At 50.0% G+C, this 16061-nt stretch carries 18 protein-coding genes and 1 tRNA gene; 10 read left to right on the top strand and 9 right to left on the bottom strand.

The features are described 5' to 3' along the window. Positions 1–92 precede the first annotated feature (92 nt). Positions 93–177: transfer RNA gene (locus CX651_RS16000), tRNA-Tyr, on the bottom strand. A gap of 125 nt (positions 178–302) precedes the next feature. Between CX651_RS16000 and CX651_RS15995 the strand changes: the two genes are divergently transcribed. The 3 genes from CX651_RS15995 (at position 303) to CX651_RS15985 (ending at position 3523) form a co-directional block, all read left to right on the top strand. Then, positions 303–791 carry a VC2046/SO_2500 family protein gene (locus CX651_RS15995; RefSeq protein ID WP_101056844.1) on the top strand — a complete coding sequence of 163 codons (489 nt, stop codon included), beginning with the start codon at positions 303–305 and terminating at the stop codon, positions 789–791. A gap of 69 nt (positions 792–860) precedes the next feature. After that, positions 861–1151, top strand: coding sequence for a DUF406 family protein (locus CX651_RS15990; protein WP_101056843.1), 291 nt, complete (start codon positions 861–863; stop codon positions 1149–1151). A gap of 203 nt (positions 1152–1354) precedes the next feature. Beyond that, the gene (locus tag CX651_RS15985) at positions 1355–3523 is read left to right on the top strand and encodes a putative bifunctional diguanylate cyclase/phosphodiesterase (RefSeq protein WP_101056842.1); all 2169 of its coding nucleotides are present in this window, start codon (positions 1355–1357) and stop codon (positions 3521–3523) included. Between the two features lie 63 nt (positions 3524–3586). On the opposite strand, the gene CX651_RS15980 is transcribed toward CX651_RS15985, so the two are convergent. Further along, positions 3587–4066, bottom strand: a complete 480-nt coding sequence (locus CX651_RS15980) for a YchJ family protein (RefSeq protein ID WP_101056847.1) — start codon at positions 4064–4066, stop codon at positions 3587–3589. A 588-nt stretch (positions 4067–4654) separates the two neighbouring features. Between CX651_RS15980 and CX651_RS15975 the strand changes: the two genes are divergently transcribed. The 6 genes from CX651_RS15975 to corA all read left to right on the top strand — a co-directional run bounded on the left by CX651_RS15975 (position 4655) and on the right by corA (position 9010). Continuing rightward, on the top strand, positions 4655–5230 hold the full coding sequence (locus CX651_RS15975; RefSeq protein ID WP_101056841.1) for a YceI family protein: 576 nt from the start codon (positions 4655–4657) through the stop codon (positions 5228–5230). Between the two features lie 143 nt (positions 5231–5373). Next, positions 5374–5727: a DUF3802 family protein gene (locus CX651_RS15970; RefSeq protein ID WP_101056840.1), complete on the top strand. Its 354-nt coding sequence runs from the start codon at positions 5374–5376 to the stop codon at positions 5725–5727. 21 nt (positions 5728–5748) lie between these two features. After that, positions 5749–6114: a SpoIIAA family protein gene (locus CX651_RS15965; RefSeq protein WP_101056839.1), complete on the top strand. Its 366-nt coding sequence runs from the start codon at positions 5749–5751 to the stop codon at positions 6112–6114. A gap of 83 nt (positions 6115–6197) precedes the next feature. Further along, positions 6198–7079, top strand: coding sequence for a putative ATP-dependent zinc protease (locus tag CX651_RS15960; protein ID WP_101056838.1), 882 nt, complete (start codon positions 6198–6200; stop codon positions 7077–7079). A gap of 518 nt (positions 7080–7597) precedes the next feature. Further along, a complete protein-coding gene (locus tag CX651_RS15955) occupies positions 7598–7963 on the top strand; it encodes a hypothetical protein (RefSeq protein ID WP_101056837.1) in 366 nt (121 codons plus the stop codon). A 99-nt stretch (positions 7964–8062) separates the two neighbouring features. Then, entirely contained in the window at positions 8063–9010 is a 948-nt protein-coding gene (gene corA / locus CX651_RS15950) for a magnesium/cobalt transporter CorA (RefSeq protein WP_101056836.1), read from the top strand. Between the two features lie 27 nt (positions 9011–9037). Here corA and CX651_RS15945 read toward each other — a convergent pair whose 3' ends face one another. Further along, on the bottom strand, positions 9038–9349 hold the full coding sequence (locus CX651_RS15945) for a DUF3135 domain-containing protein (protein WP_101056835.1): 312 nt from the start codon (positions 9347–9349) through the stop codon (positions 9038–9040). Positions 9350–9486: 137 nt separating this feature from the next. After that, on the bottom strand, positions 9487–10746 hold the full coding sequence (locus CX651_RS15940; RefSeq protein ID WP_101056834.1) for an HD-GYP domain-containing protein: 1260 nt from the start codon (positions 10744–10746) through the stop codon (positions 9487–9489). Between the two features lie 114 nt (positions 10747–10860). On the opposite strand from CX651_RS15940, the gene CX651_RS15935 reads away from it, so the two are divergent. Further along, entirely contained in the window at positions 10861–11559 is a 699-nt protein-coding gene (locus CX651_RS15935) for a 2OG-Fe(II) oxygenase (protein ID WP_101056833.1), read from the top strand. Positions 11560–11562: 3 nt separating this feature from the next. Here the strand turns inward: CX651_RS15935 and CX651_RS15930 are convergent, their stop codons facing one another. The 5 genes from CX651_RS15930 to CX651_RS15910 form a co-directional block, all read right to left on the bottom strand. Then, positions 11563–12912: an ATP-binding protein gene (locus CX651_RS15930; protein ID WP_101056832.1), complete on the bottom strand. Its 1350-nt coding sequence runs from the start codon at positions 12910–12912 to the stop codon at positions 11563–11565. Then, the gene (locus tag CX651_RS15925) at positions 12903–13577 is read right to left on the bottom strand and encodes a response regulator (protein ID WP_101056831.1); all 675 of its coding nucleotides are present in this window, start codon (positions 13575–13577) and stop codon (positions 12903–12905) included. Before CX651_RS15925 ends, CX651_RS15930 begins: the two co-directional genes overlap by 10 nt. A gap of 244 nt (positions 13578–13821) precedes the next feature. Next, positions 13822–14157, bottom strand: coding sequence for a hypothetical protein (locus CX651_RS15920; RefSeq protein ID WP_101056830.1), 336 nt, complete (start codon positions 14155–14157; stop codon positions 13822–13824). Between the two features lie 152 nt (positions 14158–14309). Next, positions 14310–15062, bottom strand: coding sequence for a LysE family translocator (locus tag CX651_RS15915; protein ID WP_101056829.1), 753 nt, complete (start codon positions 15060–15062; stop codon positions 14310–14312). A gap of 96 nt (positions 15063–15158) precedes the next feature. Next, positions 15159–15983, bottom strand: a complete 825-nt coding sequence (locus tag CX651_RS15910) for an AraC family transcriptional regulator (protein ID WP_101056828.1) — start codon at positions 15981–15983, stop codon at positions 15159–15161. Positions 15984–16061 lie beyond the last annotated feature (78 nt).

The following is a 16061-nucleotide window of genomic DNA, read 5'->3' as shown; positions in this document are numbered from 1 at the left end:
GGCGGAGCCGTCAGATTTACAGTCTGATCCCTTTGGCCACTCGGGAACCCCTCCACGATTTCACTTTCGTGTCTTTTTAAATTGTAGGCAAATGGTGGAGGGAGAAGGATTCGAACCTTCGAAGGCGGAGCCGTCAGATTTACAGTCTGATCCCTTTGGCCACTCGGGAACCCCTCCTCAATTGCGGCCGCCATAGTAGTCAGAAACCTTTTTCATGTAAAGCCCGATTTTAAAAAAAGGGCTAAAGTTCCTGATCATTTGGTCGATTAACTAACAACGAGTTGTTTTGTTGATGTTTTTTTATGCGTACTGATGTTTCCTTAATCAATGAACTGCAATTGGGCGAACGGCTTAATCTGGCTGTTGAGTCCCATCGCCGGGGTGAGTTTGCCCTGCTTTTGGCGTTGCTGTCTCAGGATGTGCGCGATTGGCCTCAGTTTCACCTGCACGACGATATTGCACAGGATGCTGTCCTGCGGCAGCAATTTGACTTGCCTGAGCCTCAACCTTTGCTTGGGGACTTGAGTCAGGAACCTTCCCCGGTAGACAACAGTTATCATTTTCTCAGTGACGGTGAACGTAGCTTTCAGTTGGCCCAGGCCCTGGTGCCCGAACCTTTGGTTATTCGGGGGAAGAGAGACAGCGGGATGCAGGAAGCACTGAATAATTGTGATTGGCACACAAGACTACGTACTGATGGCACCTTAAACCAACCCAAGGCGGTATTGATGGAGTTTGTTGATCAACTGTCGGAACAACGCAAACTGGCCGGTTTATATCAAACGGCGTGAGTCTTGCCTCAGTCCAGGTGTCGTCCATGGCTTATACTGATGGGTGACTCTCAGTATCGGAGACAAGAGATGAAGAGTATTGAACAGGCTCAGGCCGCCAATGTGCAGGATACTTGTGCCGAATGTGGCAGCTATGTGGATATAGGGACAGTCGTCGAAGAAGGAGACACCTTGCTTTCGTTGACTTTTCAAGGTGAGTCGGCAATGGTTGATGCCGAGGCGCTCAAGCAATTGGCCCAAGGCCGCTTCGCTGATGTCAAGGCAGAACTCAGTAGTTCAGAGCAGACAGTGACCTTGGCGCTGACTTTTTCCTGCAGTGCCGAGAAAATGATTTTTCAGTTGGAAAACGCTTTGGCATAAGCTGCACTTTTAGCCAAATGGTCAGTAGAGTTCTGGTTGTTAAACCAAAGCTGCAAAGCAAGACACAACAAGGTAAATGTAAGAAAGTATGAGTTATCTTGCTGGGTATTATGTAAAAGTGTAATCTCGCGCAGAGATATGATGGCAGGCCCGCGCATTCGGCGCGGGTTTCTTTGAGCCCGAAAGGGAACCTGAGGATATGTGTGAAGCGACGTAGGTATCAGCGATTGCTGGAGTTGTTGACCAACTCGGTTGCCAAGCAGCAGGGCGATTTCGCCAAGACGGCTGAACTGGCTACAGAACTTCTGTGTCAATATCTCGATGTGCAACACGCCAGTGTCTGGTCCTGGTCCAGGGATCAGCATGTGCAGTTTGAAGTTGCCCGCTTTGGCTCGGGAAAGCCTCTTAAAACGCCGCGTCCACTACACCTCAATCAAATTCCATCTTATATCGACCAACTCAAGCAAAAACGCCATATTGACGCCAATGATGCGGTGGCTGATTGGCGTATGAGCGAGCTTGCCGAGGTTTATTTTAGCGTCAACGGTATTGCCAGTGCCCTGGATATCGCTATCAGGATCAATGGCCATATTGAAGGTGTTTTGAGCTTGGAGCGAACCTCTGCCGGGCATCACTGGAGTGATTTGGAGATCCATTTGGCCTCGCAAGTGGCTGACCAACTTGCGCTGACTTTGGCGACCCACGACGCCTACCGCAAAGACGAGTTGCTGACTCTGTTTCAGTCGGCCGCAGAACAATCGGCCCAAGTCAGTATGCTGATCAATCTGCACACAGAAGCGATTGAATATATCAACAGCGCCCATGAACAGATCACAGGTATCCCAAAAGAGAAAATGCTGGGCGCCAGTCTAAAGCAGTTGTCTTTTTTTAAACAGCAACCCAAACAGGCTGAAATGACCCTGGCCAAGGTGTTGCGTGGCGAAGCAGCGACGGGTGAAGTGATGCTCAATCGGGAGTCTGGCCAGGAATATTGGCTCAGATACCATGCCAGTCAATTTATTACCCAGCGCGGTAACCATTATGTCTTGGTCTCCAGCGAAGATTGTACCGAGCAGCATAATTATCAGGCCGAACTTGAACGCTTGGCCTGGCGTTGCAGCCTGACCGGACTATACAACCGTACCCATTTCAATCGTTTGCTCGATAGAACCTATAGCGGGCAGTTGCTGCTGGTCGATTTGATTGGTTTTAAACGCTTCAATGATACCTATGGACATGAACAGGGTGATGCCCTGCTGATTGAAGTTGCCCGCCGTCTGAAACATTTTGCTTCTCTTTATGCCGACTGCAGTATTGCCAGGGTGGGCAGCGATGAATTTGCATTGTTGCTTGATGATAGCGGCGATATCGATGTTTGTTGTCATCGCCTCTATCAACAACTGCGTAACCCTATCAATATTGGCCGTGAGCAAGTGGATCCCAAGCCGGCACTGGCGGCGGTGGACATTGCCGAAGTCGCCGAGTTGGTAGCGCCGCTGACTTGCGCCGATATTGCGCTGCAATACGCCAAGAAGAAGCAGGGTACGGCAATCCAGTTTTTCAACAGCGCGTTGCTCAAGGCGTTCAAGGATGATGCCCAGATAGAAAGAGATCTGCATGCCGCCATTCGGGGCAGACAGTTTGAACTTTATTATCAGCCGCTTAAAGATTTGCAAAGCTGCAGTTACATAGGTGCAGAAGCGCTGATCCGCTGGCACCATCCCAAGCGGGGAGTGCTGTATCCAGGCGCCTTTATCGATATTGCCGAACAGTCTGGGCTTATCAATGCCATAGGTACCTGGGTACTGGAGGCCGCCTGTCGCCAGCTGAATTTGTGGCAGCATCACAATATCAATATCGCTATGCATGTGAACGTGTCGGCGCGGCAGTTTTTCGGCAGTAATCTTTATGAACAGGTTTGGCAGTTGCTCAATCGTTACCGCTTGAAACCCGGCACGCTTATTTTGGAGATCACCGAAACCGAGTTGATGGAAGATATACGCTATGCCACCAATTTATGCCAGGAACTGGCTGACTTGGGGGTAGGGCTTGCTATTGATGATTTCGGTACGGGTTACAGTTCAATGCGCTATTTGAAACAGTTTCCCATCAGCAAGCTCAAGATAGACAGGTCTTTTATCTCGGATCTCAGTATTAGCCGCGAGAGCCGCGAAATCGTCAGCGCAATTATTGCCATGGCCAAGGCGCTGAATATCTCCCTGACAGCAGAAGGGGTTGAAACCGCCGAGCAGGAACGCTTCCTTACTTCATGCATGTGTCATCAGGCCCAGGGATTCCTGTACAGCCCGGCGCTCAGAGAGGCCGAATTCAGTGCTTTTTTGCAACAGAGTCAACCTGCATTGCTGCATTGATTAACCAGTTTAAGCTCTCTTGGTTCCACACTTGATTTCGGCCCAAGTTAAATCCGGCCTAAGTTAAATCCGTTTCAGGCAGCAGTGTTTGAACTTGTTGCCGCTATTGCAAATGCAAGGGTCATTGCGTTTGGGATAGCTGACCGCAAACTGCTTACCCTCGGTGTAAAACCAGCAGCCGTCCTCAAATATAAACTCAGATTGTTCAAATATGGCGTCTAACTGGCCATCCGCCAGATACCAGGCCTTGAAAGTGACTCTGGCCTGGTTTTGCCCAGGTGTCAAAGGTTCCCGCTCGACAATTTGTAGGCCCAACCATTGGGTCTTTGGCATCTGGGCCAGGGTTTGTGCGCTCAGTCCCTGGCGATAATCCCGGTGATGGGTGTCGATAAGATAATCAAACTCTGCTTTAACAAAGGCGGCATAGCGGGAGCGCATCAATTGCTCTGGTGTGGCGGCGCTGTGCTGCTTGGTGTGAAGCAGCTGACAACATTCACTATAAGGGAGCTTGGAGCCGCAGGGGCAAAGGAGGTTCGTTGTCATCGAGGTTTTTAGCTTCAATTGAGGGCCGGTTAAACGGCCTGGGTTTGCATTGTCGGAGATCATAGCGCTTTGAGGCCTGGCTTGCATTGAAACAATCAATTTATTCGGGTGAATTTCGCAGTTTTCCGCAAGTGCCGACAGGAGCGCAGCAACTTTATTTGAAGGATAGGGTAAACGGGGGCCATATATCGATATTTGGGGCTCGAATGGCTTGCAGAAGTGCGCCTGGGTGAATGAACGTACAGGCTACTTCAGGATAAAACGACAGTCATTTGGGTTAAAAAATAGCGAACCTGTTTTATTGAATTGAACAATATGCTTTAGTAATGATTAATCTAGGGAAGGTGCGAGTAAGTTCTCGTGGCACTATTGCTGTGAAAGCCCCGAAGGGCGTGGCTTACCTGTCTATCTGCTGTGTTGTTCTTGCAAAGGAGTAAGGCCATCTGCTGCAAGCCACGCCTTGCATTCAGGCCGGTAAGCCGATGCAGATCACAGATGGGCTTAATTGCCCTTTCTCTGGCGAAGTGTCTGTTTTTAACCATCTTAAATCCAGGCTCAGTTCACTTTATGCCCTACAAGGAAAAGAATATGCAGAAATGGATCCCTTTATTGGCGCTTGGCGCCTTCAGTAACCTGGCACTGGCGGCTGACTGGCAGTTGGATAATGCCGACTCCAAGGTTAGTTTTATATCGGTTAAAAAAGGTGACATTGCCGAGGTACATGAGTTTAACCAGCTAAGTGGCATGCTTGCCGATAATGGCGAATTCAAGCTGGAAATTCCGTTAAACGGGGTTAATACCGGCATAGAAATACGGGATAAACGGATGCAAACCATGTTGTTTGAAGTGGCTAATTTCCCGACCCTTACGCTGACTGCTCAAGTACCCGCTGAGTTGGTGGAAAAGCTCAAGCCGGGTGAGTTGTTGAGTACTGAGATAGATGGCGTATTGTCACTGCATGGTAAGACCCAGAACAAACGTTTTGATGTGGTTGTGGCCAGGCTTGGGCCGTCGAGCCTTTTGGTCACTTCACAGAAAGCCGTCATAGTGAACGCCGAAGAGTTTGGTTTGACCGATGGGGTTGAAAAATTACGTGAAATTGCCGGTCTATCCAGCATCAGTAAGGCTGTTCCTGTTTCTTTTGTTCTAAGATTAAACAAGTAACGAACGACAGCTTGATTTGAGGCAAGACTCAAGGTGGAATTTGTTTCATAATGTGACTTTCCGGTCGCGGCTTGATAGGCAATTAGACCGGAGAGTGTGCCCCTTATATGGGTTGGCCTGAGACGTTGCACGCGGGAAGAAAGATGGTTACAGACAAAGACGGCTATATGCACCTCATTCAATTCCTGACTGAACACCTTGGATTGTTTGAGACCCCAGAAGGGGGATCTTTGAGCGACAGCAGCGTTATGGAGGAGTTCGAAGAGCAGCTGTCGGCACAGATTATTATGGTCTGTGGCCAAAACCCACAACTGTCTTTCGTCCAACGCAACACAGTTATTCGTGAAATCGATGCCATAGTGTATGATCTGGAAGAGATCTTGGCCAAGGTGGCCAACCATAAGGCTACGGCAAAACAAACCTTATTTATTAGTGAGTTTGCCGGTTTGATCAAGAATCTGTTCGATCAGGAAATTGCCAAACTCCAGTCTCAATAATGCACAAACTGGAGGCTTAGGATGCTGACACTGCTTTCCGGGTTTGAAGGCAATACAGTAGCGGTTCGTGCCAGTGGTGTTGTCAGCAGTGAAGATTATGATGCTGTCTTGCTGCCGGCGCTAGAGTCCAAACTCAGAGAACATGTGCTCATTAAACTCTGGTATGAATACGGCGCTGACTTCGAGGGTATCTCTTTGCAGGCCGTGTGGGATGATGCCTGTTTTGGGCTGTTTCATTTGCAAGACTTTTCCCGTATAGCTGTTATTACTGACAGCTCTGTTATCGAAGGGATGGCGCAGACCTTGGCGTTGATGATCCCTTGCCCGGTAGTGGTGTTTTCCAAGGCGGAATTGCCCCAGGCTCGAGCCTGGCTCTCGGGAACCTGAAGCGTTAACATCTGTCTTATCTGTAAGTTCCGGTATTTCTGCCGGATTTTCATCTTGTTAGTTGAAATGAATGGAATAGTCCCATGCTTAAAAAACTTGGTCTTTGTTTTATGTTGCTTTCGACATCCGTGTTTGCCCAGGAAAAAATGGTTATAGGTCAGACTGAAATTATGACGGTCGCCGAAGCCGGCCTCAGTTTTGAGGCCCGAATCGATACCGGGGCTGCCAATACTTCTATGCATGCGGTCGATCTCAAGGTCATAGGCGGCAGTGCCAAAAAGATGCAGGATAATGTGGGTAAAATGCTCAGTTTTACCACAGAGAACGAACGTGGCGAGAAAAAACAGCTCAAGGCAAAAATTGTCAAGACATCTACCGTCAGCAACTCTCAAGGGCGGGAGACGCGCTACATGGTGGAGTTGAATGTCGCGTTTGGCAAACACAAGCGTAAAGTCAAGGTCAATCTCAGAGACCGCAGCCATATGGATTATAAACTGCTTATCGGCCGTAACTGGCTGGCTGATGACTTTCTGGTCGATGTGGCAGAGAAACGTATCATAGGGCCAGTCGCTGCTATCAGTGTGCGGGAATCCGGGCTGATTTTCCAAACCCGTATTGATACCGGCGCGGTAGAAAACTCGTTGCATGCCACGGATCTGAAAGTGGAGAATGGTGACGAGGATATGGAAAATAATATCGGCAAGCAGCTGAGTTTTACGACGGAAAATGAAAAGGGTGAAAAACAGCGGCTGCACGCGATGATCACTAATACCTCGTTGATTCGTAATGCTCAGGGCAGTGAAATCCGGTATATGGTGGAACTCAATATTGGTGAGCCGGGAAGGGAGTATCCGGTCAAGGTTAACCTTAAAGACAGAAGCAAGATGACCCACAAACTGTTGATTGGTCGAAACTGGCTGCAAGGTCACTACCTGGTAGATGTCAGCCTCAAAGAAAACGACTGATATGCGTTTTCAACCTTTAGCATTATTTGATGTTATTTAATGTCGATGCATAAGACAGATACCGAGAGATCGTAACGGCAGTTGTATCTGTAGTGCTTGCCTAAAAAGCCGTTGATTACTGATTCAGGTCATCAATGGGGCACAGCTACAGAAAGGGCGGTCGGCGGGAGCGTCTTCTTGCCGTCTTAGCTAGTACATCTTAGCCCCGTTTTTGAACAGAGATTGCTCTCGAACCTATCAAAAGTGTGCCTTTCCTCGAGTTACCAAGAGCCGTTTACAATATACCCAGCATTGCTTTGCATGCGCTGGCGTCAGGTATTAGTACTGTAAAGGCAGCTGAAGCTGATGGTGAATGGCGTCGAGACGATATGTAAGGTACGTCATAAAGTATTAATTCAAATACTTTAGGGTTTGGCAGGCAGCTTTATGATACAGCTAACTGTCAAGGATGTGCTTTTCCTTTATAATTAACAATTTGATGCTTTGATAGATTCTTGGTTAAGAATGAGGAGTTGAGCTTGCTGACCAAAATCCTGCTGACAGCCCTGGTGTTGGCACTGGCATGGGCCATGCTCAAACGAAGGTCAAGTCCTGAGGTAAGAAAGCAAGAGGTCGCCGAACCTTTGCCTTTATTCAAACGCTTTTTGGTTCCTGGAGCCGTGGGCGTTACCTTGATACTGGCCTGTGGCTTTTTTGCCTGGCAATGGTTTGACGGTTATCAGGTGGTTTCCGTGACCTTGGTTTCACCCAAGGAAGAACGACGGGAAGTCTATCAGGTGCGTAAGAAAGATATCTCGGCCAATGAACTGGTTACCGTGGATGGACTCAGGATCCGTCTCTCCACCGAGGAGCGTTTGATGATAGCCGAGAAAAGTGTCCCCTGACGCCACTGAGCGCTTTTCATTGATGGCTTATCAGGTAAACTAGGCACATTTTTTTGCCGGGCATTTCTTTCTACGGCATTGTTATCTTCAGGAGGACCCATGATTACTGCATACACCTATCAGGATCAGCAGCTTAAAATTATTGAGCTGACCATAGAAGACAGTCTTCCGGAACAAACTCTGTGGCTGGATCTCTACAAGCCGGATGACGATGAGCGGGATTGGTTGAGCCATTATTCGGTGGAAGAGGTACCCGACGAAGAAGATATCAATGAGATTGAGGCTTCGGCACGTTTCTATCAAAACAAAGACGGCCTGCATATCAACTCTCTGTTTCCGCAGCGGGTTGGTCAGGATGTTCGTGGGGTTAACGTTTCATTCAACCTGCGTAGCCGGTTTTTGGTCACCATACGTGAAGAGGATGTTGGCCTTATTCGTTTGCTGCGCAACTATTTGCGTCTTGGGCGCATCATGGTGGCCACGCCTCAGGCACTGTTTATCGAGCTCTTTAACCTCAAGGTAGAGTACCTCTCTGACTTGATTGAAGATGTTTACACTGTGCTGGAAAACGTTGGTGAGCAGGTGTTTGAGAGTAATGAACTCGATGATGTGTTTAAGCTGATCACCTTGCAGGAAGATTCCAACGGTAAGATACGTTTGAGTCTGCTCGATACCCAGAGGTCTCTGCGTTACATACAGAAGTATTACCGTAAAGAATTGGCCGAAGATGAGCTCAAGGAAATTCGCGAGATGTTGTCGGACATTGAATCCCTGATGCCTCACAGTCAGTTTATCTTCGATAAACTCAACTTCTTGCTGGATGCGGCCATGGGTTTCAGTGGCTTGCAGCAAAACAAGATCATTAAGATTTTCTCGGTTGCGGCCGTGGTCTTTCTGCCGCCAACCCTGATCGCCAGTAGTTACGGGATGAACTTCAGAGAGATGCCTGAGCTTGAGTGGTACTTCGGCTACCCTATGGCGGTGGTGATGATGTTAGCCAGTGCGGCAGGCACTTACCTGTTTTTCCGCCGCAAAGGTTGGCTGTAAATCCGGTTAAGGGCTTTAGCACCTTGGTTACAGGGGCTTGCGCCTTAATGGTATCACCTGAGCCTTGTGATCTCTGTACTGGTCCGGGGCTTCCAACACGCTCGCTAACGCGGCGAACTTGTGGCGCATAATGCGGATGCTGACCAGGCATCTGTGATAGGGGTTATTGCAGCGTGCCAGACTCTGCTGCAGGTGGTGTTTAATGGTTCTGAGCTGGTCCTGGTTGGAATCGGAACTGTTGATTAACTCGTCACTCAAACGCTCCTGTAGCTTGTCCAATTCTTCCGGCTGGTTTTGAGCCAGCCACATCAAGGTGTCAAAATCCGGTAGTTCTGTCATTGCCGGCCTCCGCCTGTGAGGGGTGAGCCTGGTTTCAGGCTACCCAAATCCAGGTTGCAACAACAAGATTAGTTCAGTCTAACTATGATGGCGATAATGACTTTGGTTATATAGGCCAAAGGGGTAGGCTAAAGGGTTCAGCCTTTGCTTTCGCTGCCAAAGTAGTAGCTGACCCGTTCTCTGGGGTTGAGGTACTTGAAGATTTTCTCCGGCAGAGCCGCCGGTGGCAGGCAGCGCACGATAGAAAGTCCTTCGGCTTCCAGATCGATAATCGGCGCTTGATCTTTGGGCACCAGAGCGTCATATACCAGAATTCGCGGCAGCAGCAGCTTATCCAGGTTGACCGACATTACCAGCCCATATTGGCCGGAAGAAAGCTCAACCACGCTGCCGGGAGGATAGACCCCGAGCATTTTAATCATTTTGCCGACATATTCCTGATTCAGCTTTCCCTTGGAGTATTTATATAGATAGCCCAGAGCAGCATAAGGCGTCTTGGCCTTGGATTGCACTCCAGGGTGGCAAAGAGAGTCATATTGGTTCACCACAGCCACCAACTGGGAAGCTTGACTCAGTTCATCGGCTTTCAAGCCTTTGGGGAAACCACTGCCATCGAGCAGTTCATGGTGATGGGTGATAACATCCCTGGCATTTTCCGGAAAGTCGGCGGCCAGCTTGATGAACTCAGCGCCCATTAACGGGTGTTGGTTCAGCAGGTTTTGCTCGGGTTTAGTCAAGGGAGCCTGCTTGCGCAGTATCTGGCTTGGCAGTTTGAGTTTACCTATGTCGTGGAATAGCGAACCCAGGCCCACGGCCTCAATATCTTCTCTGGGCCATTGCAGCTCTTTGGCTACCAACATGGCAAGAATGGCTACGTTGAGCGAGTGAAAATAGATGCCTTCGTCTTTATCCGAATCGGCCATCAGATGCAGAATAAGGTTGTCGGAGGACAACAGTTGCTCGGCTATGTCACGGACCAAGTCCTGCGCTTCGGTAACAGCATTGAGAGGGCGGCTGCGTAGTTTGTTGACCAGGTTGCGCATCCTTGCCAGTGAACGGTCGAAATGCTCCTCTGTCTTATGCAGCTCGCGGCGCATTTTCTTGAGAATTTCGATCCGTTGTTGTTTGTCGCTTTCCATCTGTTGTTGCAGAGAGTCGACTTCCTGTGGATTTTCTACCGGGTCAGGTTGTTGATCGGCAGGTAGCGGCGGAGTGTCACTGCGGTCCGGCACGACAAACACACTGTCAATGCCCAGCTTACGGATTAGCTCAATTTGCGCCTGTTGTTTGATACGGAAGCTACTGAAAAGAAAAGGATGATCTTTCCATGCCAGAGGAAGACGGACGAAGTTACCCACTTGCAGTTGTTGGACACTGACTCTACAGCTCTTGTTCATTCAAATCATCTTTTTTAAGCAATCGAATCATTTTATCGCAAAGAGTACGCTTTACAATTAGTTAGCTCACATGTAAGCATGTTCGGATAAAAATATAAGTAAATCGAGATTTTTATGGACTTTATCGAAGTATATCCCAATGCCATCCCTGATGAGTTATGCGATCGTCTGATTGCCGCCTTTGAAGCTCATCCTGGTGTTACCGAGGGCCGTACAGGCCATGGTGTCGACAAGGAAAAGAAAATTAGCCGCGATCTTACCTTGGATCAGTACCCAGAGTTACAGCCACTGCGGAATGAGCTGCTCGGCCATACACTAAAGCATGCCGGACGATACTTTGATAAGTACGCAATGGCGTTGATGGGAGCCGTTGCCGTGCAAGTGGCAGATGAGTCCGGCCATGCAGTAACCCTGACACCGGATAACTATGCTCGTTTGGGAGCGCCCAGAGCGGAGGCGCTGGTACAATACCTTTATCGTAGTGGTACCATCAATCTGCAAAGGTATCAGCGCGATATAGGGGGATATCCCCATTGGCATTCAGAGCAGTTTCCCCAGGCCGGTCACAACGACGCCTTGCACAGAGTGGTGCTTTATATGTTCTATCTCAATGATGTGGCCGAAGGCGGGGAGACGGAATTCTTCTATCAGCAGCGTAAAATTGCGCCGAAGAAGGGCACCATGGTGATAGCGCCCGCGGGATTTACCCATAGTCACAGGGGCAATCGTCCCAAGAGTGGTGACAAGTATATAGCCACTTCTTGGATCATGTTTAATCGCGCCGAGCAGCTTTATGGGCCAACCCGGCGCTGAGGCTCACTGCATGGGAATTTGAATGCGGAAGCAGGCGCCTTCCAGAGCTGAATCCTCAATGCTGAGGGTGCCGCCGTAACTGCTGACGATTTCATTACATACCGCCAGACCAATTCCCTGTCCTGGTGACTGGGTATCGGCGCGCACACCGCGCTGGATAATCTTCTGTTTAAGGCTTTCATCAACACCTGGGCCGTCATCTTCCACCAGTATCTGCAGTATGTTGCCCTGATAACCGGCCGTGACGCGAACGGTTGAGATACACAGGCGGAACGCATTTTCCATCAGGTTGCCGAACAGCTCCATCAAGTCGCCCTGATTGCCGGGAAACTGCAGCTCTTCCTCTATTTCGGCGCTGAACTTCACTTGTTTGTCACGGTATACCTTAAACAGCATCTGTGCCAATTGATCCACCAGAGGAGCAATCGGAGTTTGTTCCTGCTTGAGGCCCTTGCGTCCCAGCATGGCGCGCTTGAGCTGATATTTCACCAACTGGTCCATCTGGCTCACCTGTTCCATGATTTTTTCGCTGCTGGCCTGTTTGTCCAGGCTGGCATCATCCGTGATGGCATGTACGGCGGCAAGACGGGTCTTAAGGCTGTGGGCCAGATCATTCATGGCATTTTGATAGCGCTGTTGCTGGGCGCTGGATTGCTGCAGCAATTGGTTGAGCGCCTGGGTGACACCTTCCAGCTCCACCGGATAACCGCCGGAGAGCGACTTGGATTTGCCGTTGATGATGGATCTCAACTCATTTCGCATCTGTACCAATGGCCGCATGCCCCAATAAGCGGCGCTGATCAGCAGTACCAGTGCCAGTGCCAACACCAGCGCCAGGCGAATATAGGTGCGTTTGGCAAATTGGCTGTATTCCTGCTCCAGTTTGGCCGCATCCTTGAGTACCAACAGGTTGTAGTGAATACCGGCGATATCGACCGACAGCAGATAGGCAAAATAGGCACGATTGTCGGCCATGTTCAGGTAGTAGGGGGGCGCTTCGTTGCGGATTTCATTGAAACGTTCACAGGTATCAAACAGACCTCTGTCCACTGCCAGCGACGAGGTCCACACCTGCTTGAATTTCTCGTCACAGGAGGCGATAACATAGCGCTCCTGTTTGTTGTTCTCCTCAAGCCAGGAGCTGGTGTCCGGGATCAGGTCATGCTCCCTGAGCTCGGCTGCCACCTGAGGGATTTCGGCGATTAGCTGCGCCGTCTCTTCGTTATAGCTGTTTTGCGCATGCAATATGTTGACCATCCAGGCCAAGCCAAAACCGACCACGGCTATGATAGACAACGAAGTGAGAAACATCCGCGTCAGTAGGCGTTTCTTGGGTTTTATTTTCAATTGCATGGCAGGTTGAATTTGTACCCTTGGCCTCTGATGGTCACTATTGGATTTTCGATGCCGTCACGGGTCAACTTCTTTCGCAGTCGGCTCACCATCACCTCAATGGTGTTGGGATCGCCTTCCTTGTCGCCATAAATAACGTCCAGCAGGCGTTGCTTGGCGACCACTTCATGATTGTGGCGCATCAGGTATTCGAGAATTTGATATTCGAAGGCGGTGATTTCCATCGGTTCACCATTCATGGTGACCTGCTTGGCGGCGAGATCCAACGACAGGTCGCCGCTGTTGATCACCGGCTTGACGAAGCCGGCACTGCGGCGTACCAAGGCATCGAGGCGGGCCACAAGTTCCTCTTTTTGAAAAGGTTTGACCAGGTAGTCGTCGGCACCGGCGTTGAGCCCTTCAACTTTATCTTGCCAGTTAACTCGGGCGGTCAGGATCAGAATCGGGGCTTTGACGTCTTCATCCCGTAACTGTTGGATAAGTGCAATACCGTCTTGATCCGGCAAGCCCAAGTCCACAATGGCGACGTCAATGGGGTAGTTGGTTGCCTGAAAAAAACCCTCTTTGGCGGTTCCCGCCACCTGAACCTGATTCCCCAGTTCTCCCAGTTGTACCTTGAGGTGATGGGAGAGTAAGGGATCATCTTCAACAACCAAAATTCTCATATTCTTTACGCCTTTAACTGAAATCAGAACAGTGTACGCAGTTCCCAGGAGCAGCTCAAGCCGAGGCTAAAGCAAGGGTATCAGTCATACGCTAGACCAGAGATCTAAACCTAAGACCCAACTCGTTAAAAAATAGGGCTACATACTGGCTCGAGTGTATAGCCCTATTACTTAACCTATGCTGACCTTTGATGTGGATTGTCGAGTCATTGGCCCAAGATGGAAATGTTGGCGAGTGTGACGACTATGAGCCTCGGTTACGATTGCTCGCCAGTTTATTACCGCTCCAGGCGCTCAGCAGAGTAAACAGGGTGACGCCGCCCATTATAAATGCCAGCCTTAGCCAAGGGGCATCCATGGCCTGGCGCATGGCGACATATTCAAAGCCACTCTTGGCCCATACCAGCACGGCGCCGACCAATAGACCGATTTGCAGAACCCGAACGCCAACGGCGCTTTTAACAAACAGCAATGCCGGTGCCAGCAGGCAGATAGCGGCGGCGACTGTGTGTGAGTATCTGAGAAAGTGGGCGCCCAGCAGCCAATAAGCAAGACAGAGTAAAACAACACGCCACCACATAGAGACACCTTGAATCGATTGAATTTGGGTTATTCTAGTCTGAATTGAAGGTGTATTCTATTTACTGCTTCACAATTTGTCCCAGTGCTTAAAAGGTTTTAGCCCGTCTGGCTTAAGGTTTGATATGCCGCTTATTGTTTAATTTCCTGGGGTTAAGCCGTTAATAGTCGCAGCAGTATGGCAACCGAGACAGTCAGGAAAATAGCGCCGCAAAGGTAATCTATATAGCGGCCAAATCTTAGTAGACGTTGTTGCACTCGGGCATGAGACAGCAGCATGGCCAACATGGCAAACCAGATAACCGAGAGCAGCGGCAGTAATATGGCGGCCAACAGCTTGGTTTGATTGCTGACAGCCGGAGTGATGAGGCTGGAAAACAGCGTTAAAAAAAACACCAACGCCTTGGGGTTGAACAGGTTGGTCGATAATCCAAGCAGCAACCCGGCAGTAGCCGACATTGTGTTATCGCTCACACTTTTACCAAGGTCATTGTCTAGCCTGTTGTTTAACTCCTCGTACCTCTTAGCATTTGTATCATTGATTGCTGACTGGCTGGTTGGCAATTCATTGGCTTGAGCTTCAACGAGTGACCTTGTCGCCAAGGCGCGTTGAAGCCAGGCCTGAACACCAAAAGCTCCCAGTCCCATCCAGCCCAGATAAAGGGCGCCAAAGAGCTGCACCAGCACAAAAAGGGTATGCGAGCTTTGAATGGCCAGGCTGACACCCGTGAGGCTCAGGACAGTGTGCACCAATATCGCCAGAGAGATGCCGATAGCGGCCGCCAATGCGGTGCTGCGTTGCTCGCGGCTGGCGATTTTCAGGATCAATGCAAAATCCGGCCCCGGGCTTGCCAATGCCAGCAGGTGAATGGTGCCCAGGGTCAGCAAAAGATGCAGATCTGTCATAGTCAACTCTATCCTGTAGTGCCTCATTGAGCCGAGGCTGAAAGTGTTTGGGTATAGGGGGAAAGATGCTCAGCCACCAGAGGGGGCGTGTGGCGTTCACAGCATGCGCCGCTGAAACGCCTGCGGAGAAAGCAGGAAGGCACGTTTGAAAGCCTTGTTCAGATGGCTCTGATCGAAGAAGCCGACTTGCTGCGCCACCGAAATCACACTGTCTCCCCTGAGCAGGGCTTTCTTGGCATATTCCAGGCGGATCCGCTTTAAATAGGCATGTGGCGTCATGCCGGTTCTCTGGCGAAACTGCCTAAGCAGTTGGTATTGGCTGAGATCCAGCTCCTTGGCAAGCTGCGGCAATCTAAATGGCGCACCAGGATCGGCATGAAAGGCTTCTCTTAACCTATCGAGCTGACTCTGACTCAAGGTGTGGGGCTGTCTCTCGGTATTGAGCTGGCGGCCATGCAGGCGCAGCAACTTTTCCAAAAAGGCGATAACCGCGGCTTCAGGAACCAGGAGATCATTGGCCGCTATGGGTTGGGTCAGCAAATGGTGCAGCTGGCAAAATTCCCGATACAGCGCCGGATGGTGCAACATAGGCGCGGCAAAACTGAAATATCCCAGGCCGAGATCCCGCGCCAGTTGTTGCAACCAGTCATGGGGCAGGGACATTACCAGGGCACAATAGCCCTGTTGTTCGCTGCTCTGGCCATCATGGCTGCTGTCGGGATCCAGGGTCGACAGCCAATGGGGTCTCAGGTGCCAGGTTTGGCCACGGTAATGAAAGTCCTGGCCGCCGTGACTGACCACACCGATATGAAAGTCCAGATGAACATGGGGCTCGAAGTGAAAATGTTGAAAACTGGCCCGACTGATCTCCAGTTCGGGATGGGATGGGGCGCGCCAGTAATGGATTTTCTCCTCGTGCATCTTGCTATCCTGGGTAAGAATTTATGTTATCTTAGCGGTCGGTGATCCAGGCCGCCTAGTAAATTATTGCACGGCCGG

Source organism: Shewanella chilikensis (assembly GCF_002836945.1).
GTDB classification, from domain to species: domain Bacteria; phylum Pseudomonadota; class Gammaproteobacteria; order Enterobacterales; family Shewanellaceae; genus Shewanella; species Shewanella chilikensis.
Note: the sequence above shows the minus strand (reverse complement) of the source record. Positions and strands in the feature narration are given on the sequence as shown.